Here is a 23,340-nt window from a genome sequence, read left to right on the forward strand (position 1 = left end):
CGCCGCCGACCCCGGCACCGGCCCTGGCGACGCTCACGGACGCGGTCCTCGCCCCGATCGCCCGCCCCAACGCGTAGCGAGTGCCGGGCCCCCGCCCCGGCACCCCCGGCACCCGGAAGCGAGCTACCGCGCCGCCGACCCCGGCACCGGCAGCGGCTCCGGGTCCCTCGGCCCGAACAGGCCCGTCAGCGCCAAGTGCAGCACCATCGCCGCCACCGACCACGACAGCACCGCGCCCTTGGCGCCCAGCTTCAGGGGCCCGTCGAAGGTGACGCCCTTGCCTGCCGCCTTCGCATGGGCCACGACGTCCGAGGTCGGACCCAGCCATACGCCCAGCCGCCACGCGATGATCGAGGCGAGCACCCCCCCGATCGCCAGCCCGATGACCAGGGCGATGCCACCGTGCCGGAAGAGCAGGAACACCACGATCGCCGACACCGCCCCGAAGGCCAGCCCGAGCAGCGTGAAGACGCCGTCCGCGCCGATCGCGTCCTCCCCCTCGGAGTTCTTCAGATAGACGCCGGAACCGCCGTCCCAGACCAACGGAACCTTCGGCGCCAGCCACAGCCACAGCAGTCCGAGAAGCACCCCGGAGACAGCCACCGCGATCGCGACCAGGGAAGCCTGCACCAGCTCGGCCCGCAGCTCGGGCCCGGGCTCGGAGTACTCGTCGGTGTGTTCCGGATGGGAGGGATACGCCGCGGAGGGGTATCCGTACTGCTGCTCGGGCCGGTCCTCGCCGGACTCGTCACGGGGCGAAGGCTGATCATGTGGCGTCAACGGTGCGGTCACCCCGTCATCGTGCCAGGCGGATGGCGTACATCGGTCAGCGGGAGGCCCGCTGGGCGCGTCACCGCACGGCCGCCCGCCGGTAGGCCCAGGTCGCTGCGGTGAGCGACACCACGGCCACCGCCGCGCACACCCCGAGGTCGGCGCAGACCACCAACCAGTCGGGCTGCCCGTCGAAGGACCGCGCCAAGGCTTCCACACCGTACGTCGACGGCAGCAGATCACGCGCGTACGACACTACCTCCGGCATGCGCCCGGCGGGCAGCACCCCCAGCAGCAGCGCGGCGGACATCCCCAACTGCCCGCAGAGCGTGGCGAGTTCCTGACGCGGGGCGAGCAGTCCCAGCGCGGCGCCCAGCCCCGCCAGGGCGGCACCGGAGAGCGGGATCACCGCGACCAGCACCCACAGATGCCCCATCGGCAGCTGGAACAGCACGCTGCCCATCACCGCCGTGACGGCTGTCCCGGGCGCGGTGAAGGAGGCGTACGCGGCGGCCGCGCCGAGGACCACCGCCGCAGGCGGCACCGGCAGCGTCGCGTAGTGGTCGAGGCCGCCGCTCGCCCGCAGCTGGCCGAAGTACTGCGCGAGGAGGTTGAGCGCGACGAAGGCGACGACGAGCACGCTGGACCCGGCGACCACGGACCGGGCCTCGCTGCCGCCGTCCACGACCCCGCGCATCAGGATCATGATCCCGATGGACTGGAAGGTTGCCACGAACAGCAGCGGGATCCGGGCCACCCGGGCCCGCGACAGCTGGGCCCGGTAGACCGCGGCGAGCGCGGGGAGGAGGCGTGCGGGGGCCGCCAGCGGGGCGGGCGCGTCATCGGCCTCACCGGCCGGCGCACCGGAGGCATCCGGTACGGGCGACACACCGGACACCGCGGGCACGACACTCACGTTGCGCTGCTCCTCTTCCCCTACCTGCACTTACCGCTTCATTACGAGCCCGGTCACCGCCGCGTTCACGCCTTCACCAGGCCCTGCCGGCCCTCCGCGCGGCCGCCCAGCGCCACGTAGACATCTTCCAGGCTGGGGGTGGCGAGCGTGAAATCGTCCAGCGCGGCGAAGGCCGGGCCCCCGGTCACGGTGGCGATGGCGGCCCGTGCGTCGTCCGCGGCGAGCCGCAGGGTCCAGCGGCGCCCGGTGGAGGAGGACGCGGCGTCCCGCAGGGCGGCGACCCCGGGGATGTGCAGGGGCGGCTCGGCACGCCAGACCAGCTCGACCCGCACCTCGTCGGCGACGAGTGCCTTGAGTCCGGCGGGCGTGTCGCAGGCGATGACCCGGCCGCGCTCCAGCACGGCGACCCGGTCGAGGACGGTCTCGGCCTCGATCACGTTGTGGGTGACGAGCAGCACCGTAACGCCCCGCTCGGCCCGCCGCCGGTCGATGGCGGCCCACACGGCCCGCCGGGCGACGGGGTCCATCCCGGTGGTGGGCTCGTCCAGCACCAGCAGCGGCCGCTCGCCGACCAGCGCGGCGGCGACACAGGCGAGCCGCCGCTGGCCGCCGGAGAGCTTCTTCAGCGGGCGTCCGGCGAGCTCTCCCAGCCCCAGCTCATCGATCACCGCGTCCCGCTCGGCGCGGGCGGCGCGCAGATCGAGCCCGCGCAGCCGGGCGGTCGTCTCGGCGGCCAGGGAGACGGTCAGCTCGTCGAGCGCGGTGGAGTCCTGGCCGAGATAGCCGAGGAGGCGGGCGGCGCGCTCGGGATGGCGTACGAGATCGTGGCCGAGGACCCGCACACGGCCCTCGTCCGGCCGCAGCAGGCCGGTGAGCTGCCGTACGAGCGTGGACTTGCCGGCGCCGTTGGGCCCGAGCAGCCCGAAGACCTCACCGCGGGCCACATCGAGGTCGATGCCGTCGCTGGCCCGGACGGCGGGCGTGGCGGGCGTGCCGCGCCGACCGCGCGCCGCCGGATAGGTCTTGACCAGGCCGCGCACGGTGCACACCACATCGCCGCTCGTCGCCTGTTTCGCGCCCGTCCTCACGAGCTATGAGGGTACGCGCCCGAACTCCCGGACTCGCCCTCGGGGCTTCCTCCCCCGGCCCTTCGGACTTCCCCGCCCGGCCCTTCCGGCTTCCCCGCCCGGCCCTTCGGACTTCCCCGCCCGGCCCTTCCGGCTTCCCCGCCCGGCCCTTCGGGCTTCCCCGCCCGGCCCTTCGGACTTCCCCGCCCGGCCCTTCCGGCTTCCCCGCCCGGCCCTTCCGGCTTCCCCGCCCGGCCCTTCGGACTTCCCCGCCCGGCCCTTCCGGCTTCCTCACCCGGCCCTTCGGACTTCCCCGCCCGGCCCTTCCGGCTTCCTCACCCGGCCCTTCGGGCCTACTCTCCCGCCCCCGCGTGCTCGGCCGCCGTACGGAGGTCGATCTCGCGCCAGAAGCCCGCCCGGATCGCGTAGCGGTCGTGCTCGTCGATCTGGTCGTCCTTGTGGGCGAGCAGGCCGAAGCGGGCGGCATACCGCAGCAGTTCGCCGTCGATGCGGTGCGGGATGCGCGGATATTCGCTCGAGAGCTGCTGCAGATAGCCCGGGTCGGAGAGCCGCTCGATCCAGCGGCGGGCGAAGACCTGGCCGACCTCGAAGGGGTCGCCGCTGACGGTGGTGATGTCCTCCTCGCGGTCGGCCCAGCGCTGCTCGGCGCTGGTGAGCTGGGCCAGCATGGGGAGATTGGCCGTCTCCGGGGGCTCTCCCACCCCGGCGGCCGGGCCGCGGTCGACCCAGCCCTTGTCGGAGGACCAGCGCAGGGTGGCGCTGGGGACCGGCTGCTGCACCGTGGGGCCGCCGCCGTGCCCACCCTGGCCGCGACCGAGGCCCGCGAGGTCCTTCGGGGTGGGTACGCCCTTGCCCGCGCCCGTGGCCGCGGCTGCGGACTCGGCGGGCACGCCACCCGCGGCCGTGACGGCACCGGCGCGGCCGGTGGCGCCCGTCCCGTCGGCGACGGCGGCGGCCCGCCCCCCGCCGTTGCGGCTGGAGGGGGCCTCGCTCACGCCGGGCGGCCCGGCCGCGGCGGCAGCGGCAGCGGCCGTCTCCGGCAGCGGGGCGGACAGGATGGCGGCGATCTCCGGGCGCGGCTCGGCGGCGGGCGCACAGGGCCCCGGGAGCTCCTTGGCGCGCACGGCGCGGGTGATCCACGCACGGTCCAGGACGCGCCGCTCATCGGCCTCGGCGACGAGGTCCTCGGACTGGTTGTAGTCGCCGTCGGCCGCCTGGACCGCCCAGAGGTGGACGGCGACGCCGTGCTCCTTGGCGGACATCAGACCGGGCAGCAGATCGCCGTCGCCGGTCACGAGCACGATGTCGGAGCAGGCGCGGTTACGGGCCAGCTCGGTGAGCTCGGCGTGCATGGCGGCGTCGACGCCCTTCTGGGCCCACCGGCCGTCGCTGCGGGTCAGCGCCCCGAGCCGGACGGTCACCCGGGGCATGACGCGCAGCCGCCGGTGCTCGGGCTGCGGAACCCGGTCGGGGGCGCCGTCGAACCAGTAGATGCGCAGCAGCGGGCGCTCGGTCTCGGCCTCGGCACGCTCGCGCAGCCCCTGGATGAGGGTCGCGTGGTCGACGGAGATGCGGGACCGGGCGGGCTCCCCGGCAAGCAGGCTCGCGGCGGCGCCCAGCAGATAGCCGGCGTCCACCAGGACGACGCAGCGGTCCACGTTCCACCCTCTTTCCTGACAGTCCAGTCGTCGGTCGCCCCCGCGCACAGTTGTGCCCCGATGCTTTTCTTTGACTTTCTTTTGAGTCTGCCCGACCGTACGGGGGTTATCAGTCCGAACTGGATCACCGGCGTGGCGGATACGGCCTACCCTCGAAGACCCGCCTTCTCACTCACCGTAATTGCCCGAAATGCACGGGTCACCGCGACGTGTCACTGTTCTTCCCGGAGGGCTTCTCTCCAAAGGGCCCTTCGCGGGGGCTGATCCCAACTGGAGGAACACCACCATGGGCAAGAACAAGAACCGCGACCGCAAGCAGCAGCAGGAAGCTCAGCAGCGGCCGAACCGCGGTATGGCCGACGGCACCGCCGAGCAGGCGCAGCAGTCCTCGGTGGAGGCGCAGTCCCAGCGGACGCGGTCGGAGGGCGGCCCCTCGACGGCGCGCAAGGACCGGCAGAAGAGTTTCGGCCACAACTGACCCGCTGCATCGCGCGGTTGAGGGGCGCGCCCGTTCCGGGCGCGCCCCTCACTCATGGGTCAACTCGTACGGGCGCTCAGCCCGCCAGGCAGGACGCCCCCAGCAGCACCTTGAGATCGCCGAAGAGCGCCGGGTCGGGGGTGACCCGGTGCCGGTCGAGCCGGAGCACGGTGGTCTTCCGCGCCCCTTGGAGCTTGATCCGCACCTCGGTGGAGCCACGGTGGTGGGTGAGCACCTCGCCGAGCTTCTCGACCAGCGGCGGGGTGACCTTGACGGTCGGGATGGTGATCGTCACGGGCGCGTTGGCCGATGCCTCGGACAGATCGGGGACCATGAGCTCCATGGCGACGAGCCGGGGGACGTCCTCGCGCTTGTCGAGCCGGCCCTTGACGAAGACGACGGCGTCCTCGACCAACTGGGTGGAAACCAGCTGATAGGTGGCCGGGAAGAACATGCACTCGATCGAGCCGGCCAGGTCCTCCACCGTGGCGATGGCCCAGGCGTTGCCCTGCTTGGTCATCTTGCGCTGGAGGCCGGAGATGATGCCGCCGATGGTCACGATCGCGCCGTCCGCGTGCTCACCTCCGGTGAGCTGAGAGATCGCGGCATCCGCCTTCTCGTTCAGCACATGCTCGATACCGAACAGCGGGTGATCGGAGACATACAGGCCGAGCATCTCGCGCTCCTGGGCCAGCAGATATGTCTTGTCCCACTCGACGTCGGAGAACTCGATGTCGAGCCCGAAGCCCGGTCCGTCGCCGCCCCCGTCGTCGCCGCCCATGCCGCCGAAGAGGTCGAACTGGCCCTCGGCCTCCTTGCGCTTCACCGCCACGACGTTGTCGATCATCGTTTCGTAGTGCGCCATGAGGCCCTTGCGGGTGTGGCCCATCTCGTCGAAGGCGCCCGCCTTGATCAGCGATTCGGTGGTGCGCTTGTTGCAGACGACCGCCTCGACCTTGTCGAGGTAGTCGGGGAAGGAGGTGTACTTTCCCTTGGACTTACGCCCACGGATGATCGCTTCCACCACGTTCTGACCGACGTTACGGACCGCTGTGAGGCCGAAGAGGATCACATCATCACCCTGGGCGGTGAAGTTGGCCTCGGACTCATTGACGTTCGGCGTGAGCACCTTGATGCCCATGCGGCGGCATTCGTTGAGGTAGACCGCGGACTTGTCCTTGTCGTCGCGCACCGAGGTGAGCAGCGCCGCCATGTACTCGGCGGGGTAGTTGGCCTTGAGGTACGCGGTCCAGTAGGTGACCAGGCCGTACGCGGAGGAGTGCGCCTTGTTGAACGCGTATCCGGCGAACGGGACCAGCACGTCCCACACCGCCTGGATGGCCTCGTCGGAGTAGCCCTTCTCGCGGGCGCCCTGCTGGAAGTTGACGAACTCCTTCTCCAGCACCTCGGGCTTCTTCTTGCCCATGGCACGGCGGAGCAGGTCGGCCTGGCCGAGCGAGTAGCCGGCGAGCACCTGGGCGGCCTTCTGCACCTGCTCCTGGTAGACGATGAGGCCGTAGGTGATCCCGAGGACCTCCTTGAGCGGCTCCTCCAGCTCGGGGTGGATCGGGGTGATCTCCTGCTGCCCGTTCTTCCGCAGCGCGTAGTTGATGTGCGAGTTCATGCCCATCGGGCCCGGCCGGTAGAGGGCCGAGACGGCGGAAATGTCCTCGAAGTTGTCGGGCTTCATCATGCGCAGCAGGGAGCGCATGGGGCCGCCGTCGAATTGGAAGACGCCGAGGGTGTCACCGCGGCAGAGCAGCTCGAAGGTCTTGGGGTCGTCGAGCGACAGGTCGAGCAGCTTGAGGTCGACGCCCTTGTTGGCCTTCACCATCTTGACGGCGTCGTCCATGATCGTGAGGTTGCGCAGGCCGAGGAAGTCCATCTTCAGCAGGCCGAGCGACTCACAGGTGGGGTAGTCCCACTGCGTCACGACCTGGCCATCGTTCTTCGGCGAAAACACCGGCACATGGTCGGTGACCGTCTCGCTCGACATGATGACGCCGGCGGCGTGCACACCCATCTGGCGGACCAGGCCCTCGATGCCGCGCGCGGTATCGATGACCTTCTTGACATCCGGCTCGTTCTCGTACATCCCGCGCACCTCGCCCGCCTCGCTGTAGCGGGGGTGCTTGGAGTCGGTGATGCCGGAGAGCGGGATGCCCTTGCCGAGGACGTCGGCGGGCATCGCCTTGGTGATCCGGTCGCCCATCGCGTACGGGTAGCCGAGCACCCGGGCCGAGTCCTTGATCGCGTTCTTGGCTTTGATGGTGCCGTACGTACCGATCTGCGCGACCTTGTCGGCGCCGTACTTCTCGGTGACGTACCGGATGACCTCACCGCGCCGACGCTCGTCGAAGTCGATGTCGACATCGGGCATGGACACGCGCTCGGGGTTGAGGAACCGCTCGAAGATCAGGCCGTGCTCGATGGGGTCGAGGTCGGTGATGCCCATCGCGTACGAGACGATCGAGCCCGCCGCGGAGCCACGGCCGGGGCCGACCGCGATGCCGTTGTTCTTCGCCCACATGATGAAGTCGGCGACCACGAGGAAGTAGCCGGGGAACCCCATCTGGATGATGACGTCCATCTCGTACTCGGCGAGCTTCTGACGGTCCTCGGGGATCCCGCCCGGGAAGCGGCGGGCCATCCCCTTCTTGACCTCCTCCTGGAACCAGGTGACCTCGGTGTACCCCTCGGGGACGTCGAAGCGCGGCATCAGGTCGCGCTTCTCGAACCACCCGGTGTTGTCGATCTGCTCGGCGACCAGGAGGGTGTTGCGGCAGCCCTCCTGCCAGGCGTCCGAGGAGTCGATGGCGTACATCTCGTCGGTGGACTTCAGGTAGTAGCCGGTGCCGTCGAAGCGGAAGCGGTCCGGGTCGGAGAGGTTCTTGCCGGTCTGGACGCAGAGCAGCGCGTCGTGCGCCTCGGACTCGCGCGCGTACGTGTAGTGCGAGTCATTGGTGACCAGCGGCGGGATGCCCAGCTTCTTGCCGACCTCCAGCAGCCCGTCCCGGACCCGGCGCTCGATCTCGATGCCGTGGTCCATCAGCTCCAGGAAATACCGGTCCTTGCCGAAGATGTCCTGATACTCGGAGGCGGCCTTGACGGCCTCGTCGAACTGGCCGAGCCGCAGCCTGGTCTGCAGCTCACCCGACGGGCAGCCGGTGGAGGCGATCAGCCCCTCGGACCACTGGGCGATGGTCTCCTTGTCCATCCGGGGCCACTTGACGAAATAGCCCTCCATATAGGCGTCCGAGGAGAGCCGGAAGAGATTGTGCAGACCGGTCTTGTTCGCCGCCCAGATCGTCTTGTGGGTGTAACCGCCGGAACCGGAGACGTCATCGCGCTTCTGGTGCGGCTGGCCCCACTGGACACGCCGCTTGTAGCGCCGCGACTCGGGCGCGACATACGCCTCGATCCCGATGATGGGGGTGACCCCCGCACCCGTCGCCTGCTGGTAGAAGTCGTACGCCCCATGGAGGTTGCCATGGTCGGTCATGGCGATGTGGGTCATGCCCATCTCATTGCAGGCGTTGAACATGTCCTTGAGCCGCGCCGCACCGTCCAGCAGCGAGTACTGGGTGTGGACATGCAGGTGCGTGAAGGGCGGCTTGGTCACGGTGGCAGACCTCCGGCGAACAATCGATGACGGCATGGCGAGACAGCTCCGAAGGTTACCCCTCCGCACTGACAGCGGCGGGGCACTCACGAGTAGCCTCAGGCGTTGATCCCCACGGGTCGTCCGCTCCACCGGCGCGCCCGGCGGGAGGGAAATACCCTGTCGTATCTGTCACCCCGGCCCGATCCCCCATGCCCTCAGGAGGCGTCCCGCGATGTCGACCCAGCAGACCCAGGCGGAGCAGCGCGGCGAGCACATTCTCGCCGTATTCGACACCGCCTTCGGCGAGCTGCTCGCCGCCGACCCGGCCGCCTTCCGCGTCAAGTTCCGGAAGATGGCCGCCTCGGCGTTCGCGTTCTACCGCGGCACCGCCTGCCTGTTCTATTCCGACGTGGAGCGGGAGCGCGCCGGTGGCCCGTACCTGGACGAGCGCACCAGCCGGGTGTGGATCCACGGCGACCTCCACGCGGAGAACTTCGGCACCTATATGGACGCCAACGGACGGCTGATCTTCAATGTCAACGACTTCGACGAGGCGTACGTCGGCCCCTTCACCTGGGACCTGAAGCGCTTCGCCGCCTCAGTAGCACTCATCGGCTACACCAAGGCGCTCAGCGACGAGATGATCACCGAGCTGGTGCGGACGTACGCGACCGCCTACCGCGAGCGGATCCACGCGCTGGCCACCGGCGCCAAGAACGACGAGGTGCCGCCCTTCACGCTGGAGACCGCCGAGGGTCCGCTGCTGGACGCGCTGCGTGACGCCCGCTCGCTGACCCGCTTCGGGCTGCTCGACTCGATGACCGAGATCCGCGACTTCGAGCGCCGCTTCTCGGCCGGCGGCGGATCCATCGAGTTGGACGCGGCCACCCGCTACAAGGTCCTGGCCGCCTTCGACGGCTATCTGGAGACGCTCCCCGAGTCCAGTCTCGCGCGGCCGGACTCCTACCGGGTCAAGGACGTCGTCGGCCGCCGGGGCATCGGCATCGGCAGCGCCGGGCTGCCCTCGTACAACATCCTTCTGGAGGGCAACAGCGACGCCCTGGAGAACGATGTGGTGATCTACATGAAGCAGGGGCAGACCCCGGCGGTCTCCCGGCACATCACCGATGAGCAGGTGCGGTCGTACTTCCGCCACGAGGGCCACCGCACGGTGATCTCGCAGCGCGCGCTGCAGGACCACGCCGACCCGTGGCTGGGCTGGACCGAGCTGGACGGCGCGGGGCAGCTGGTCGCCGAGGTGTCGCCGTACGCGGTGGACCTCGACTGGTCGGACATCGACGACCCGGCCGAGATCGCGGCGGTCGTGGCCGACCTGGGGCGGGCGACGGCCACCATGCACGCCGCCGCCGACGACCAGAGCGGCCACTCGCTGGTGCCGTTCTCCACCGAGCGCGCCATCGACGCGGTGATCGCCGCCGACGAGGAGGCGTTCTCGGAGCTTCTGGTGGACTTCGCCCACTCCTACGGCGCCCGCGCCCGGGCCGACCACCAGATCTTTGTGGACCTTTTCCGCAACGGCCGGATTCCGGGGCTCTGAGCTCCTCCTGCGTTCGCCGCGGTCCTGCTCGGCCCTCTATCGTTGTCGGCCATGTGGCCTGGAGAGCAGCCGCCGGGGGGCGAGCAGAACCCGCAGCACCATCCGCATCAGCAGCCGGGGTACCCACCGCCGCCGCCGAACGGGCCGCCAGGCTTCCCGCCGCGGGGGGACCCGCGGCGCAGGGCCGGGCTCACGGCCGTCGTGGCGGTGGCGGCGGCCGCCGCCGTGGTCGCCGCCGTTCTCGTGATCACGGATGACGGCAGCGGCGGCTCCACCCGCGACGGCGCCTCCGCGTCCCGGCCCTCCCTCCCGGGAGCGGCGGAATCCGGCGGCTCGGGCGGCTCCGGTGGCAGCGGGGGCTCCGGCGGCAGCGGCAGCGGGAAGCTCGCCACCCCCGCCCACAGCTCCGGGCCGGACGGCACCACCGTGCTGATCGGCAAGAACGGCACGGGGCACACCCTCGACGTCTACGAGGATGTGCGCTGCCCGCCGTGCGCCACGTTCGAGCAGGGCGTGGGCCCGGCCATCGCCAAGGACATCAAGGCCGGCAAGTACCAGGCGTCCTTCCACTTCGCCTCCCTCATCAGCACACACCTGGGCGGCACCGGCTCCACGAACGCACTGAGCGCGCTCGGCGCGGCACTGAACGTGAGCACGGACGCCTTCATGGACTACAAGGCGGCCCTGATGTCCGAGGACCACCACCCCGAGGAGTCGAAGGACGCGTACGCCGACGACAGCTATCTGCTGACCGTGGCCAAGGAGGTGCCCGCCCTGAAGGACAGCGCTTCCTTCCGGAAGGACGTGACCGAGGGCACCTACGACGACTGGGCCCACAAGATGGTCGGAACCTTCGGCAAGTCCGGAGTGAACGCCACCCCCACCGTCAGGCTCGACGGCACCGACCTCACCGGGGACAGCGGCGGCGCCCCCATGACCGCGACGGAATTCACCCAGGCGGTGAACGAGCGGCTGGGCGGCGGATAGCCACCCGGGCGGGTCCGCTCTTGATGGCACCCCTACACCCGATCGTGGCAAAATGCGAGGTCTATGGACGGCACCGGACCACAGCTGAGGACCGTGCGCGCGGCGCTCTTCACAGCGCTGTGCGTCACCCTGTCCTCGGCGTCCCATGTCCTGCTGTCCCACACGCCGCTGCCGCTGAGCACCGTCGGGGCGCTCTCGGTCGCCGTCTTCGCCCTCGCGTACGCCCTCGCGGGCCGGGAGCGCGGCTTCTGGAGCATCGCCGCCCTGCTGGTCCCGCTGGAGCTCGCCGCCGACACGATCTTCACCACCGGTCAGGACGCCTGTTACGGGCACTCCGGCGGCCCGGTGGCCGGCTCCCTGCGCTCCATGGGCGTGAATCTGCTGTGCGGCAGCGGCGACGTCGGCACCCCGCTGGCTCGGGTCGCCCAGCCGGGCACCGGCACCCCGCTGACGTCCGCCGTGAGCTCGGCCACGCCCTGGCTGCTGCTCGCCGGGCATATCGCGGTGGGCCTGATCGCCTCGGCCTGGCTGCGGCGCGGTGAGGCCGCCGTGGGCCGGCTGCTGGGCGCGCTGGCCGGCTTCGCCTTCCGGCCGCTGCTGCTGGCGGTCGCGGCGGTCACCGCGGCCACGCGGGCCCCGCGCCCGGCCGTACGGCCCGTGCGCCCGGTGCGTCCGGCGCCGGGGCTCCCTCTGCTCGGGCACTCCGTCGTGCGTCGTGGACCGCCCCGCCCCGCCCTGGTCTGAGCACAGCGGTCCACACCCCCGTACGCATTACCGACGACGCACAACGACGGAGAATCGATCAACCATGAGCAACCGCAACAACCACCAGAACAAGCAGGCCGCGCGTGAGCGGCTGCGCGCCGAGCGCGAGCGCCAGGCCAAGAAGGACCGGATGCGCCGCCAGCTGTTCGTGGGCGGCGGGGTCGTCGCGGTCCTCGCGATAGCCGGCGGCATAGGCTACGCCGTCACCCAGATGAACAGCGACAACGTCAGCCAGAAGTGGATAGCGGCCGCCGAGAAGAAGAAGCTGGTGAAGCCCGCCCACACCACCGGCGCCAAGGGCACCACGGTTGTCATCGGCGAGAAGAAGGCCAAGAACACCCTGCATGTCTACGAGGACATGCGCTGCCCGGTCTGCGCCCAGTTCGAGCAGCTCACCGGCAAGACCGTGCTCAAGGACATCAAGGACGGCACCTTCAAGGCGCAGTTCACGATGGGCACCTTCCTCGACAACAACAAGCAGATGCCCGCCGCCGGTTCGAAGAACGCGCTGAGCGCGCTGGGCGCCGCCCTCGACGTCAGCCCGGACGCCTTCCTGGACTACAAGACGGCGCTCTACTCGCAGAAGAACCACCCGGAGGAGACCAAGGACTCCTTCGCGGACGACCAGAAGCTGATCTCCATCGCTCAGGAGGTCAAGGAGCTCAAGGGCAACAAGAGCTTCCAGAAGGCCGTGAAGAACGGCACCTACGACCGGTGGGCGCTGGCCATGTCCAAGACCTTCGACCGCACCAAGGACGTCAGCGGCACGCCGACCTTCAAGCTCAACGGCAAGAAGCTGGTCACGAACGCGCAGGGCAACCCGCCGATGACTCCCGACCAGTTCACCCCGCTCGTCCAGCAGGGGCTGAAGAAGTAACCCACCACACCGGGATCGGCGGGCGTGCCCTGACGGCGCGCCCGCCGATTCGCCGGTGACACGGCGGCGACGAGTGGGCGAACATACCCCAAGTCCCTGTCCCCTGGGGATACTTACCAGTAATGTCGTCGGCCGTGACCGACCACCACATATCGCGCCGCAGTGCCGTCACGGCCGCTGCGGCCACCGCCGCCCTGCTGCCCCTCGCCCCCGGGTTCACCGCCCACGCCGCCACCGGCCCCGCCTTTGTGCACGGCGTCGCCTCCGGCGACCCGCTGCCCGACGGGATCCTGCTGTGGACCCGTATCACGCCCACCCCGGACGCCGTACCCGGCTCGGGGCTGGGTCCGGTCCTGGAGGTGACCTGGGAGGTCGCCGAGGACCAGAACTTCCGTACGGTCGTCGCCCATGGCTCCGTCAAGGCCACCGCCGGCACCGACCACACCGTCAAGGCCGATGTGCGCGGACTGCGACCCGCCACCGACTACTTCTACCGCTTCGCCGTGGACGGCGGCGTCCGCTCCCCGGTGGGGCGCACCCGCACCGCCCCGGCCCACGACGCGGGCCCGGACGGCGTCCGCTTCGGCGTGGTCTCGTGCGCCAACTGGGAGGCGGGCTACTTCTCCCCGTACCGCCATCTGGCCGCCCGCACCGACCTGGACGCGGTGCTCCACCTCGGCGACTACATCTACGAGTACAAGAGCGGCGAGTATCCGTCCCAGAAGTACGTCGTCCGGCAGCACGCCCCCACCCACGAGATCATCACCCTCGCCGACTACCGCACCCGGCACGGGAAGTACAAGACCGACGCCGACGCCCAGGCGCTGCACGCCGCGCTGCCGCTCATCGCCATCTGGGACGACCACGAGTTCGCCAACGACGCCTGGTCGGGCGGCGCGGAGAACCACTCCCCCGAGGCCGAGGGCGCGTGGGCGCAGCGGATGGCCGCCGCCAAGCAGGCGTACTTCGAGTGGATGCCGGTGCGCCCCTCCACCCAGGGCACCACCTACCGGCGGCTGCGCTATGGCACCCTCGCCGACCTCCATCTGCTGGATCTGCGCTCGTTCCGCTCCCAGCAGGCTTCCGTCGGCAGTGGCACGGTGGACGACCCGGACCGTACGCTCACCGGGCGCGCCCAGCTGGACTGGCTCAAGTCGGGGCTGAGCGCCTCAAACACCACCTGGCGTCTGGTGGGCAACTCGGTCATGATCTCGCCCGTGGCCTTCGGTTCCGTCCCCGCCGATGTGCTGGGCCCGCTCGCCGAGCTGCTGGGGCTGCCCAAGGGCGGGCTGGCCATCAACACCGACCAGTGGGACGGCTATACGGACGACCGCCGCGAGCTGCTGGCCCATCTCACCGGCCAGGCGATCGACAACACGGTCTTCCTCACCGGTGACATCCATATGGCGTGGGCCAACGACGTCCCGGTCAAGGCCGCCAGCTACCCGTCCTCGACGTCGGCCGCGACCGAGTTCGTGGTCACCTCGGTGTCCTCCGACAACCTCGACGATCTCCTGCATGTGGCGCCGCACACGGTGTCGCTGGCCGCGGCCGGCGCGATCAGGGCCGCCAACCGCCATGTGAAGTGGGTGGACATGGACTCCCATGGCTACGGAGTGCTCGATGTCACGCCGGAGCGGGCCCAGATGGACTACTACACCGTCTCCGACCGCACCGACCCGCACGCCACCTCGGCCTGGGTCCGGTCGTACCGTACGCCGTCGGGCACCCAGCGGATCGAGCGCGCCGACAAGCCGGTGCGCTGACCCGCGGGCCACCCCTCACAGATCGGCGAGGAAGCCGAGCGCCACCCGCCACGTGGCCTCGGCGGCCTCCTCGTCGTAGTCCGGCAGCTCCGGGTCGGTGTACAGATGACCGGCCCCGGGGTAGCGGAAGACCTCCACGTCCGCCCCGGCCCGCCGCATCCGCAGATACCAGGCGTTCAGCCAGTCGTGCGGCTCGAACGGGTCGGGGTCGGCCACATGCAGCTGCACCGGCAGATCGTCGGCCGCCGCGTCGTCGGCGATGTCCGAGGTGCCGTGGAGCAGCAGCAGCCCGCGCGCCTTGTCGTCACCCAGCGCGAGGTTCTGCGCGATGGACCCGCCGAGCGAGAAGCCCGCGTAGACCAGCCCCCGGTCCGAATGGGGCGCCGCCGCCGTGATGGCCCGCTTCAGCAGCTCCTCCCGGCCGATCTCGTCGCGGAGCTCCATGCCCTCCTCGACGGTCCCGGCCGTCCGCCCCTTGAACAGATCGGGCACGATCACCTCATGCCCGGCCGCGCGCAGCCGGTCGGCCGCCGCGCGCACCGCGGGCCGCAGCCCGTACGTGGAGTGGAACAGCAGAATCGTCGAAGCACCGGCCACCGCGGTCACTTTCCCTTTCCGTGTGCGGAACGCGTCCTGTTCATGGATCGCGCTGATCCCATCGTGCCAGTTACGGTCTGGGGAAGCCTGATCCAGGGAAGACGGGACACCCGGGAGACTCCCGGAAGGAAGGATGAGCTAAGTGTCAATGGAGGACGTACTGCGTCCGCTCGTCGTCATCGGCGGCTCGCTGGCCATCACGCTGTTCATCGGCTGGGCGGTCGACTGGCTGCTGCGGAGGGCCGACGCCCGGCACCGTGAGACCCCGTTGTGGGGCCTGCTGCGCCGCTGTCGGCTCCCTCTGCAGGTGACCGTGTGCACGGCGCTGCTGAGCGGTTCGTACGACAAGACACGGGCGAAGATCGTCCAAGACCACGGCTCGGCCGTCTCCCAGCTGCTCACGCTGGCGCTGATCGCGGCGACCGCCTGGCTCGTGGTGCGGGTCTCATCGGCGATCGTGGAGTCCTCGTACTCCCGCTACGCCGCCAGCGCCCACAACGCGGCGCGGGTGCGCCGGGTGCGCACCCAGGTGACGCTGATCCAGCGCGTGGTGACGGCCGTCGTGGGGGTCGTGGCGATCTCGGCCATGCTGCTGACCTTCCCCGCGATGCGCACCGTCGGCACGTCCATGCTGGCCTCCGCGGGCCTCGTCGGCATAGTCGCCGGTATCGCCGCCCAGTCCACGCTGGGCAACCTCTTCGCCGGGCTGCAGATCGCCTTCGGCGACATGGTGCGGATCGGCGACACGGTGGTCGTGAACGGCGAGTGGGGCACGGTCGAGGAGATCACGCTGACCTTCCTGTCCGTCCGGACCTGGGACGAGCGCCGGATCACCATGCCGGTGTCGTACTTCACCAGCCAGCCCTTCGAGAACTGGTCGCGGGGCGGCACCCAGAAGATGGGCACGGTCTTCTTCCACCTCGACCACAGCGCCCCGATCGAGGAGATGCGGGAGCGGCTGCGCGAGTTCGTGCAGAAGTCCCCGGCGTGGGACGGCCGGGACTGGAGCCTGGTGGTGACGGACACCACCCCGAGCACGATCCTGGTCCGCGCGCTGATCACCGCGCGGGACTCGGACGACGCGTGGACGGTGCGGTGCGAGGTGCGCGAGAAGATGATCACGTGGCTGCGGGACGAGCATCCGTACGCGCTGCCCCGCGTAGCGACGGCCCCGGCCGTCGTCCAGCCGGTCCCCCACCGCGAGCCGGAGCGCAAGGACCACTTCGCCCGCTTCGACAACGACCTCCGCAAGGAAGCCCCCCACTCCGGCCGCGGCTGAAGGGCCGGGGCGCAGCCCCGGACCCGGGGCAGAACCCCGGATCGGGACCAGGGGCGGAGCCCCTGGCCGGCGCGCCCCCGCTACAGCGGCCTGCGCATTGCCCGGTGGGGGATGCCGCTGCCTTCGTCGAATTCGGGGCCGTGCGCCACATACCCCAGCCGCTCGTAGAAGCCGAGGGCATGGGTCTGGGCCTCCAGGTAGACCTCGGCGAGGCCGCGCCGGCGGGCCTCCTCCTCGACGGCGCGGACCAGCGCCGCGCCCAGGCCCGTGCCGCGCGCGGCGGCCGTGACGGCGAGGCGGCCGAGGACGGCCGTGGTGGCGCCGTCGACGCCCGCGTGGGCGTACTTCTTGTCCGCGGCGGCGCCGTGCAGAAAGCGGGCGGTGCCCACCGGCCGGCCCGTCGGGTCGGTCGCGAGGAGGTGGACGGCGTGCGCGTCGTACGCGTCCATCTCCTCCGCCTCGGGGATCCGCTGCTCGACGACGAAGACCTCGCGCCGGACCGCGAAGCAGGCCGACAGATCCCCGTCGGGCGCCACCACCTGGATCACGCGCTCTCCGCCCGCACGGTGTCCAGCGCCTGCCGCAGATCCTCCGGGTACGGGCTCTCGAACTCGACCCAGCCGCCGTGCCCCGGGTGCTCGAAGCCGAGCCGCATGGCGTGCAGCCACTGCCGGGTCAGCTTGAGCCGCTTGGCGAGCGTGGGGTCGGCGCCGTAGGTCAGGTCGCCGACGCACGGATGGCGGTGGGCGGCCATATGGACGCGGATCTGATGGGTGCGGCCCGTCTCCAGCTTGATGTCCAGCAGACTCGCGGCCCGGAACGCCTCGATGAGGTCGTAGTGGGTGACGCTCGGCTTGCCGTCGGCCGTCACCGCCCACTTGTAGTCGTGCTGCGGATGGCGCCCGATCGGCGCGTCGATGGTGCCGCTCAGCGGGTCGGGATGGCCCTGGACCAGCGCGTGGTAGCGCTTGTCGACCGTACGCTCCCGGAACTGCTGCTTGAGCAGGGTGTACGCGCGCTCGGACTTGGCGACGACCATCAGCCCGGAGGTGCCGACGTCCAGCCGGTGCACGATCCCCTGCCGCTCGGCGGCGCCCGAGGTGGAGATGCGGAAGCCGGCGGCGGCGAGCCCGCCGATCACGGTGGGGCCGGTCCAGCCGGGGCTGGGGTGGGCGGCGACGCCGACCGGCTTGACGATCACCACGATGTCGTCGTCGTCATGCACGATCTCCATGCCCTCGACGGGCTCGGCGACGACCCGCACCGGCTGCGCGGGCTGCGGCATCTCGACCTCGAGCCAGGCTCCCCCGGAGACCCGGTCGGACTTCCCGGCGACGCTGCCGTCGACCTGCACCTTCCCGGCGGCGGCCAGCTCGGCCGCCTTGGTCCGCGAAAAGCCGAACATGCGGGCGATCGCGGCATCGACGCGCTCACCCTCGAGGCCGTCGGGTACGGGCAGGGTGCGGATCTCAATACTCACCCGACGAGTATGCCGGACCGCGAGCCCCGGTTCGTACGCCTGTCGCAGGCCGGCCGTACGGGCCCGGCCGGGCGGCGGCCGGAAGTCAGTCCTTGTGGATCGTGCCGTCCGGGTCCAGACCGCGGAAGGACAGGATGACGATCAGGAAGCCGCCGCAGACGATCGCCGAGTCGGCGAGGTTGAAGACCGCGAAGTGGGCGGGCGCGATGAAGTCCACGACCGCCCCTTGAAAATCTCCGGGGGTGCGGAAGATCCGGTCGGTGAGGTTGCCGAAGGCCCCGCCGAGCAGCATTCCGAGCGCGATGGCCCACGGCAGGCTGTAGAGCTTGCGGGCCAGCCGCGCGATCACCACGACGACCCCGACCGCGATCACCGTGAAGACGATGGTCATGGCCTCGCCGAAGCCGAAGGCCGCGCCCCGGTTACGGATCACCTCGAACTGCAGCCAGGTGCCGACCACCTCCACCGGCGCGTGATGCTCCAGCTTGGCGACCACGGCCAGCTTGCTGACCAGGTCGAGGAGGTACGCGAAGGCGGCGACCGCCAGGAGCACCCCGATCCGGCGCTTCCCCCTGCTTCCGTCCGCGGCTGTGTCAGCGCTGGGCCCGGCGCCTTCCTCGGCCTTCCCCGCGTCTGGCGTACCGATGGCCTGCTCCGCCTCTGTCACGTGAGTCCCTCAACATCGTCCGGGCCAGTCTCCCCCTGGCTGAGGACGAGAGTACGGCACACTCGTGCGGAGGGTCAGCGGCGCTCCTGGCGCTGCTTGCACTCGACGCACAGGGTGGCCCTCGGAAACGCCTGCATCCGGGCCTTGCCGATCGGCTTGCCGCAGCTCTCGCACAGCCCGTACGTCCCGGCGTCCAGCCGCTCCAGGGCGCGCTCGGTCTGGAGCAGCATCTCGCGGGCGTTGCCCGCCAGGGCCATCTCGTGCTCGCGGGTGATGTTCTTGGTCCCGGTGTCGGCCTGATCGTCGCCCGCACCGTCCCCGGAGTCCCGCATCAGCCCGGTGATCGCCTCCTCGGAGGCGAGGATCTCGGTGCGCAACCGGCCGGTCTCGGTCAGCAGCTCGCTGCGCGCCTCGTCCACCTCCTCCGCGGACCAGGGATCCTCTCCGGGGCGTACCGGCAGCTCGCTGGGGTCGACGGGGTTGCCCGCCGCACGGGCCTTGGGCAAGGGGGACGCCGTCGTTGTGGCCTTCTTCTCGGTCGGCGCACCACCCGGGTTCTTCTTCGCAACCACTTTCCTGGCTCCCGTCCTCTTCGCGGGCACCGCCTTCTTGGCGGATGCGGCCTTCTTGGCTGTGGTTTTTTTGGCCGCCGCGACCGGCTTGGCGTTTTTTCCGGCGGACGCGGTGGCCTTCTTCGTCGGTGCGCTCTTCTTCCCGGCCTTCGCGGTCGCCCCGGCGGCGTTCCTGGCGGCCGCCGCGGTCTGCTTCACGGCCTTCTCGCCCGAACCCGAGGCGCTCTTCCTGGCGGGCGCGGCCTTCGTCGCCTGCGCCGTGCTCTTCTGCACGGCGGTCTTCCTAGCCACCATGGCCGCGGCCCCTTCACATATTGTGATCTTGCTCGCGAATCGTTCCGGAACGATAAATCGACTCCGGGCACGCGGCAACGGGGCTCGCCGCCCGATTCGCCCGGCTTGCCCGTACGACAATCCGGTCTCCACCGTTGTGCCCCCCTCGTCGCCCGGTAATCCGGCCGGGATCCGTTACGGGAGAGTGACGCCCCGGGTCCCGCGGACTGCAGCACCCGGCGTATCGCCATTCGGGTCATCTCCCGGTGGGCCCGTACCTCACTCGGCGCAGCGCGGAAATCGGTCGGCGGCGATCTGCCGCGCCCCGTACACTGGGCGAAGCGAAAGGCATGGATGGGGACGAGTAGCGTCGTACGCGGCCATGAGCGACCCGGGGACGGTGTGAGCCCGGGGGCGAGCGCGATGCGAAGGATCACCCCGGAGCCGCCGGAAGAACCCCCGCACAGGGTCAGTAGAACCGGCATCGCGACCCTTAATGAGGGGGCCGGGAGCGCACCCGCTCGCGGCCAAGGAGGGTGGTACCGCGGGAGCCAGTGGCTCTCGTCCCTCCGACGGAACGAAGAGCGTGTGTCCGCCGGAGGAAGAGTCCCGATGACGCTGTATCGCCAGGTACCCGCCCAGGTCGACCTGCCCGCCCTCGAGCACGCCGTGCTCGACTTCTGGCGGGAGAACAAGATCTTCGCCCGCACCCTGGAGCAGTCCGAGGGGCGGCCGGAGTGGGTCTTCTACGAGGGCCCGCCGACCGCCAACGGCATGCCGGGCGCCCACCACATCGAGGCCCGCGTCTTCAAGGACGTCTTCCCCCGCTTCCGCACCATGCGCGGCTACCACGTCGACCGCAAGGCGGGCTGGGACTGTCACGGTCTGCCGGTCGAGCTGGCGGTCGAGAAGGAGCTCGGCTTCAACGGCAAGAAGGACATCGAGGCCTTCGGCATCGCCGAGTTCAACGCCAAGTGCCGGGAGTCGGTGACCCGGCACACCGACGCCTTCGCCGAGCTCACCACGCGCATGGGGTACTGGACCGACCTCGACGGCGCCTACTGGACCATGAACCCCGAGTACGTCGAGTCGGTGTGGTGGTCCCTGAAGGAGATCTTCAAGAAGGGGCTGCTGGTCCAGGACCACCGGGTCGCACCCTGGTGTCCGCGGTGCGGCACCGGTCTGTCCGACCATGAGCTGGCGCAGGGCTACGAGACGGTCGTGGACCCGTCGGTCTACGTCCGCTTCCCGCTGACCTCCGGCCCGCTGGCCGGCCAGGCGTCGCTGCTGGTGTGGACGACCACGCCGTGGACCCTCGTCTCCAACACCGCCGTCGCAGCGCACCCCGAGGTGCGCTATGTGGCGGCCACGAACGGCGAGGAGACGCTGGTCGTCGCGGAGCCGCTGCTGGAGAAGGCGCTGGGTGAGGAGTGGACGGCGACCGGGCAGTCGTTCACCGGCGCCGAGATGGAGCGCTGGGCCTACCAGCGCCCCTTCTCCCTCGTGGAGATCGAGGACGCGCACTATGTGGTCAACGCCGACTATGTGACGACCGAGGACGGCACCGGTCTGGTCCACCAGTCCCCCGCGTTCGGTGAGGACGACCTCAGGACCTGCCGCGCGTACGGCCTGCCCGTGGTCAACCCGGTCCGGGCCGACGGCACCTTCGAGGAGGGCCTGAACCTGGTCGGCGGGCAGTTCTTCAAGAAGGCCGACGAGGCGCTGACCGCGGATCTGAAGGAGCGCGGTCTGCTCTTCCGGCATCTGCCGTACGAGCACAGCTACCCGCACTGCTGGCGCTGCCACACCGCGCTGCTGTACTACGCCCAGCCGTCCTGGTACATCCACACCACCGCGATCAAGGACGCGCTGCTGCGGGAGAACGAGAAGACCAACTGGTACCCCGACTCGGTCAAGCACGGCCGCTACGGGGACTGGCTCAACAACAACATCGACTGGGCGCTGTCGCGCAACCGCTACTGGGGCACCCCGCTGCCCATCTGGCGCTGCGCCGAGAACCACCTCACCTGCGTAGGCTCGCTCGCCGAGCTCTCCGAGCTGACCGGCACCGACCAGACGGGGCTGGACCCGCACCGCCCGTACATCGACGAGATCACCTTCAGCTGTACCGCCGAGGGCTGCCGCCTTACGGCCGTACGGGTGCCGGAGGTCATCGACGCCTGGTACGACTCGGGTTCGATGCCGTTCGCGCAGTGGGGCTACCCGTACCGCAACAAGGAGATCTTCGAAAAGCGCTACCCGGCGCAGTTCATCTCCGAGGCCATCGACCAGACCCGCGGCTGGTTCTACACGCTGATGGCGGTCGGCACGCTGGTCTTCGACCGGTCGTCGTACGAGAACGTGGTCTGCCTCGGTCACATCCTGGCCGAGGACGGCCGGAAGATGTCCAAGCACCTGGGCAACATCCTTCAGCCGATCCCGCTGATGGATCAGCACGGCGCCGACGCGGTCCGCTGGTTCATGGCCGCCGGCGGTTCGCCGTGGGCCGCGCGCCGGGTGGGTCACGGCACGATTCAGGAGGTCGTGCGGAAGACCCTGCTCACCTACTGGAACACGGTCGCCTTCCAGGCCCTGTACGCCCGCACCACGGGCTGGGCCCCGGGCGAGGCCGACCCGGCCCCGGCCGAGCGCCCGCTGCTCGACCGCTGGCTGCTGGGCGAGCTGGGCACGCTCACCGAGCAGGTCACCCAGGCCATGGAGGCGTACGACACCCAGCGCGCCGGAAAGCTGCTGTCGGCCTTCGTCGACGATCTGTCCAACTGGTACGTGCGCCGCTCGCGCCGCCGCTTCTGGCAGGGCGACACCGCCGCGCTGCGCACGCTCCACGAGGTCATCGAGACGGTCACCCGGCTGATGGCCCCGCTGGTGCCCTTCATCACCGAGCGGGTCTGGCAGGACCTGGTCGTCCCGGTGACGCCGGGTGCCCCCGAGTCCGTCCATCTGTCCTCGTGGCCGGAGCCGGACCGGTCCATGATCGACCCTGCCCTCTCGGCGCAGGTGCTGCTGGTGCGGCGGCTGGTGGAGCTGGGCCGCGCGACCCGCGCCGAGTCCGGCGTGAAGACCCGCCAGCCACTGTCGAGGGCGCTGGTCGCGGCGTCCGGCTTCGAGCAGCTCTCCGCCGAGCTGCGAGCGCAGATCGAGGAGGAGTTGAACGTCTCGTCGCTCGCGGCGCTGAGCGAGGTCAGCGGCTCCCTGGTCGACACCACCGCGAAGGCCAACTTCCGCGCACTGGGCAAGCGCTTCGGCAAGGGCACCCAGCCGGTCGCCAAGGCAATCGCGGAGGCGGACGCGGCCGCGCTGTCCCTGGCACTGCGCGAGGGCACCGCGTCGGTGACCGTGGACGGCGAGACGGTGCCCCTCTCCCCCGACGAGGTCATCATCACCGAGACCCCGCGCGAGGGCTGGTCGGTCGCCTCCGACGCGGGCGCCACCGTCGCCCTCGACCTGGAGATCACCCCGGAGCTGCGCCGAGCGGGCCTGGCCCGTGACGCGATCCGGCTGATCCAGGAGGCCCGTAAGAACAGCGGCCTGGACGTGGCCGACCGGATCGCGCTGCGCTGGCGGTCGGAGGACGAGGAGCTCCGTCAGGCGCTGACCGACCACGCCGGCCTGATCGCGGACGAGGTCCTCGCCACGGAGTTCGCCTCCGGCGACGGTGACGACGCCTACGGCGAGGAGTTCACGGACGCCCCGCTGGGCCTCACCTTCCGCCTCCGCAAGGTGTGAGCGAACGGAGCCACCCGCTTCCCGCACAACATCGGCATGGGGGCCACCCGTGACCCCATGCTGGCCGAGCGCGAGGGCGAGGTGACCGCCTCCGCGCTACGGGCGACCGGCACGCTTCCCTCGCCGCGCCCTCCCACGGATTCCGCCGTGGGAGGGCGCAACCATTGATTGAGCAACCCTCGCGGAGAGCAACCAGGTCCGCGAAAGCGGCGCCGGTTCAGGCGCACAAAAGAGCCGGGCCCCGGGAGGAAGCTCCC

The 23,340-nt window shown here is 70.5% G+C and carries 19 protein-coding genes; 9 read left to right on the forward strand and 10 right to left on the reverse strand.

The features are described from left to right. Positions 1-123: 123 nt before the first annotated feature. The 4 genes from ABZU99_RS12295 to ABZU99_RS12310 form a co-directional block, all read right to left on the reverse strand. On the reverse strand, positions 124-792 hold the full coding sequence (locus tag ABZU99_RS12295; RefSeq protein WP_356046797.1) for an ABC transporter permease: 669 nt from the start codon (positions 790-792) through the stop codon (positions 124-126). 58 nt (positions 793-850) lie between these two features. Continuing rightward, positions 851-1,660 (reverse strand): ABC transporter permease, encoded by an 810-nt coding sequence (locus ABZU99_RS12300; RefSeq protein WP_355939845.1) that lies wholly within the window; start codon positions 1,658-1,660, stop codon positions 851-853. Positions 1,661-1,752: 92 nt separating this feature from the next. After that, positions 1,753-2,775: an ABC transporter ATP-binding protein gene (locus tag ABZU99_RS12305; protein ID WP_355939405.1), complete on the reverse strand. Its 1,023-nt coding sequence runs from the start codon at positions 2,773-2,775 to the stop codon at positions 1,753-1,755. A 332-nt stretch (positions 2,776-3,107) separates the two neighbouring features. Continuing rightward, on the reverse strand, positions 3,108-4,433 hold the full coding sequence (locus ABZU99_RS12310) for an NYN domain-containing protein (RefSeq protein WP_355939402.1): 1,326 nt from the start codon (positions 4,431-4,433) through the stop codon (positions 3,108-3,110). Positions 4,434-4,719: 286 nt separating this feature from the next. On the opposite strand from ABZU99_RS12310, the gene ABZU99_RS12315 reads away from it, so the two are divergent. After that, positions 4,720-4,911, forward strand: coding sequence for a hypothetical protein (locus tag ABZU99_RS12315; RefSeq protein WP_355939399.1), 192 nt, complete (start codon positions 4,720-4,722; stop codon positions 4,909-4,911). Between the two features lie 76 nt (positions 4,912-4,987). On the opposite strand, the gene dnaE is transcribed toward ABZU99_RS12315, so the two are convergent. Beyond that, the gene (gene dnaE, locus ABZU99_RS12320) at positions 4,988-8,533 is read right to left on the reverse strand and encodes a DNA polymerase III subunit alpha (protein WP_355939396.1); all 3,546 of its coding nucleotides are present in this window, start codon (positions 8,531-8,533) and stop codon (positions 4,988-4,990) included. A 214-nt stretch (positions 8,534-8,747) separates the two neighbouring features. Here dnaE and ABZU99_RS12325 point away from each other — a divergent pair, with 214 nt between their 5' ends. The 5 genes from ABZU99_RS12325 to ABZU99_RS12345 all read left to right on the forward strand — a co-directional run bounded on the left by ABZU99_RS12325 (position 8,748) and on the right by ABZU99_RS12345 (position 14,468). Next, positions 8,748-10,073 (forward strand): DUF2252 domain-containing protein, encoded by a 1,326-nt coding sequence (locus ABZU99_RS12325; protein WP_355939393.1) that lies wholly within the window; start codon positions 8,748-8,750, stop codon positions 10,071-10,073. A 51-nt stretch (positions 10,074-10,124) separates the two neighbouring features. Then, complete coding sequence (locus ABZU99_RS12330) at positions 10,125-11,060, forward strand: thioredoxin domain-containing protein (protein ID WP_355939390.1); 936 nt, start codon at positions 10,125-10,127, stop codon at positions 11,058-11,060. A 63-nt stretch (positions 11,061-11,123) separates the two neighbouring features. Then, on the forward strand, positions 11,124-11,804 hold the full coding sequence (locus tag ABZU99_RS12335) for a hypothetical protein (protein WP_355939387.1): 681 nt from the start codon (positions 11,124-11,126) through the stop codon (positions 11,802-11,804). Positions 11,805-11,868: 64 nt separating this feature from the next. After that, positions 11,869-12,702: a DsbA family protein gene (locus tag ABZU99_RS12340; protein ID WP_355939384.1), complete on the forward strand. Its 834-nt coding sequence runs from the start codon at positions 11,869-11,871 to the stop codon at positions 12,700-12,702. Between the two features lie 122 nt (positions 12,703-12,824). After that, entirely contained in the window at positions 12,825-14,468 is a 1,644-nt protein-coding gene (locus tag ABZU99_RS12345) for an alkaline phosphatase D family protein (protein WP_355939381.1), read from the forward strand. 15 nt (positions 14,469-14,483) lie between these two features. Here ABZU99_RS12345 and ABZU99_RS12350 read toward each other — a convergent pair whose 3' ends face one another. Continuing rightward, positions 14,484-15,074 carry a dienelactone hydrolase family protein gene (locus ABZU99_RS12350; protein WP_355939378.1) on the reverse strand — a complete coding sequence of 197 codons (591 nt, stop codon included), beginning with the start codon at positions 15,072-15,074 and terminating at the stop codon, positions 14,484-14,486. Between the two features lie 139 nt (positions 15,075-15,213). Between ABZU99_RS12350 and ABZU99_RS12355 the strand changes: the two genes are divergently transcribed. After that, a complete protein-coding gene (locus tag ABZU99_RS12355; RefSeq protein ID WP_355939842.1) occupies positions 15,214-16,344 on the forward strand; it encodes a mechanosensitive ion channel domain-containing protein in 1,131 nt (376 codons plus the stop codon). An 80-nt stretch (positions 16,345-16,424) separates the two neighbouring features. On the opposite strand, the gene ABZU99_RS12360 is transcribed toward ABZU99_RS12355, so the two are convergent. The 4 genes from ABZU99_RS12360 to ABZU99_RS12375 form a co-directional block, all read right to left on the reverse strand. After that, entirely contained in the window at positions 16,425-16,892 is a 468-nt protein-coding gene (locus ABZU99_RS12360; RefSeq protein WP_355939376.1) for a GNAT family N-acetyltransferase, read from the reverse strand. Further along, positions 16,889-17,824 carry an RluA family pseudouridine synthase gene (locus ABZU99_RS12365; RefSeq protein WP_355939373.1) on the reverse strand — a complete coding sequence of 312 codons (936 nt, stop codon included), beginning with the start codon at positions 17,822-17,824 and terminating at the stop codon, positions 16,889-16,891. Before ABZU99_RS12365 ends, ABZU99_RS12360 begins: the two co-directional genes overlap by 4 nt. A gap of 85 nt (positions 17,825-17,909) precedes the next feature. Further along, complete coding sequence (locus ABZU99_RS12370; protein WP_355939370.1) at positions 17,910-18,491, reverse strand: signal peptidase II; 582 nt, start codon at positions 18,489-18,491, stop codon at positions 17,910-17,912. 74 nt (positions 18,492-18,565) lie between these two features. Beyond that, a complete protein-coding gene (locus ABZU99_RS12375; protein ID WP_355939367.1) occupies positions 18,566-19,357 on the reverse strand; it encodes a TraR/DksA family transcriptional regulator in 792 nt (263 codons plus the stop codon). A 591-nt stretch (positions 19,358-19,948) separates the two neighbouring features. On the opposite strand from ABZU99_RS12375, the gene ileS reads away from it, so the two are divergent. Both ileS and ABZU99_RS12385 read left to right on the forward strand, forming a co-directional pair. Further along, positions 19,949-23,083 (forward strand): isoleucine--tRNA ligase, encoded by a 3,135-nt coding sequence (ileS, locus tag ABZU99_RS12380; protein WP_355939364.1) that lies wholly within the window; start codon positions 19,949-19,951, stop codon positions 23,081-23,083. A gap of 36 nt (positions 23,084-23,119) precedes the next feature. Beyond that, entirely contained in the window at positions 23,120-23,251 is a 132-nt protein-coding gene (locus tag ABZU99_RS12385) for a hypothetical protein (protein ID WP_355939361.1), read from the forward strand. The last annotated feature ends 89 nt before the right edge of the window (positions 23,252-23,340 follow it).

This window comes from Streptomyces sp. NPDC005266 (assembly GCF_040607655.1).
In the GTDB taxonomy this organism is placed as follows: Bacteria; Actinomycetota; Actinomycetes; order Streptomycetales; family Streptomycetaceae; genus Streptomyces.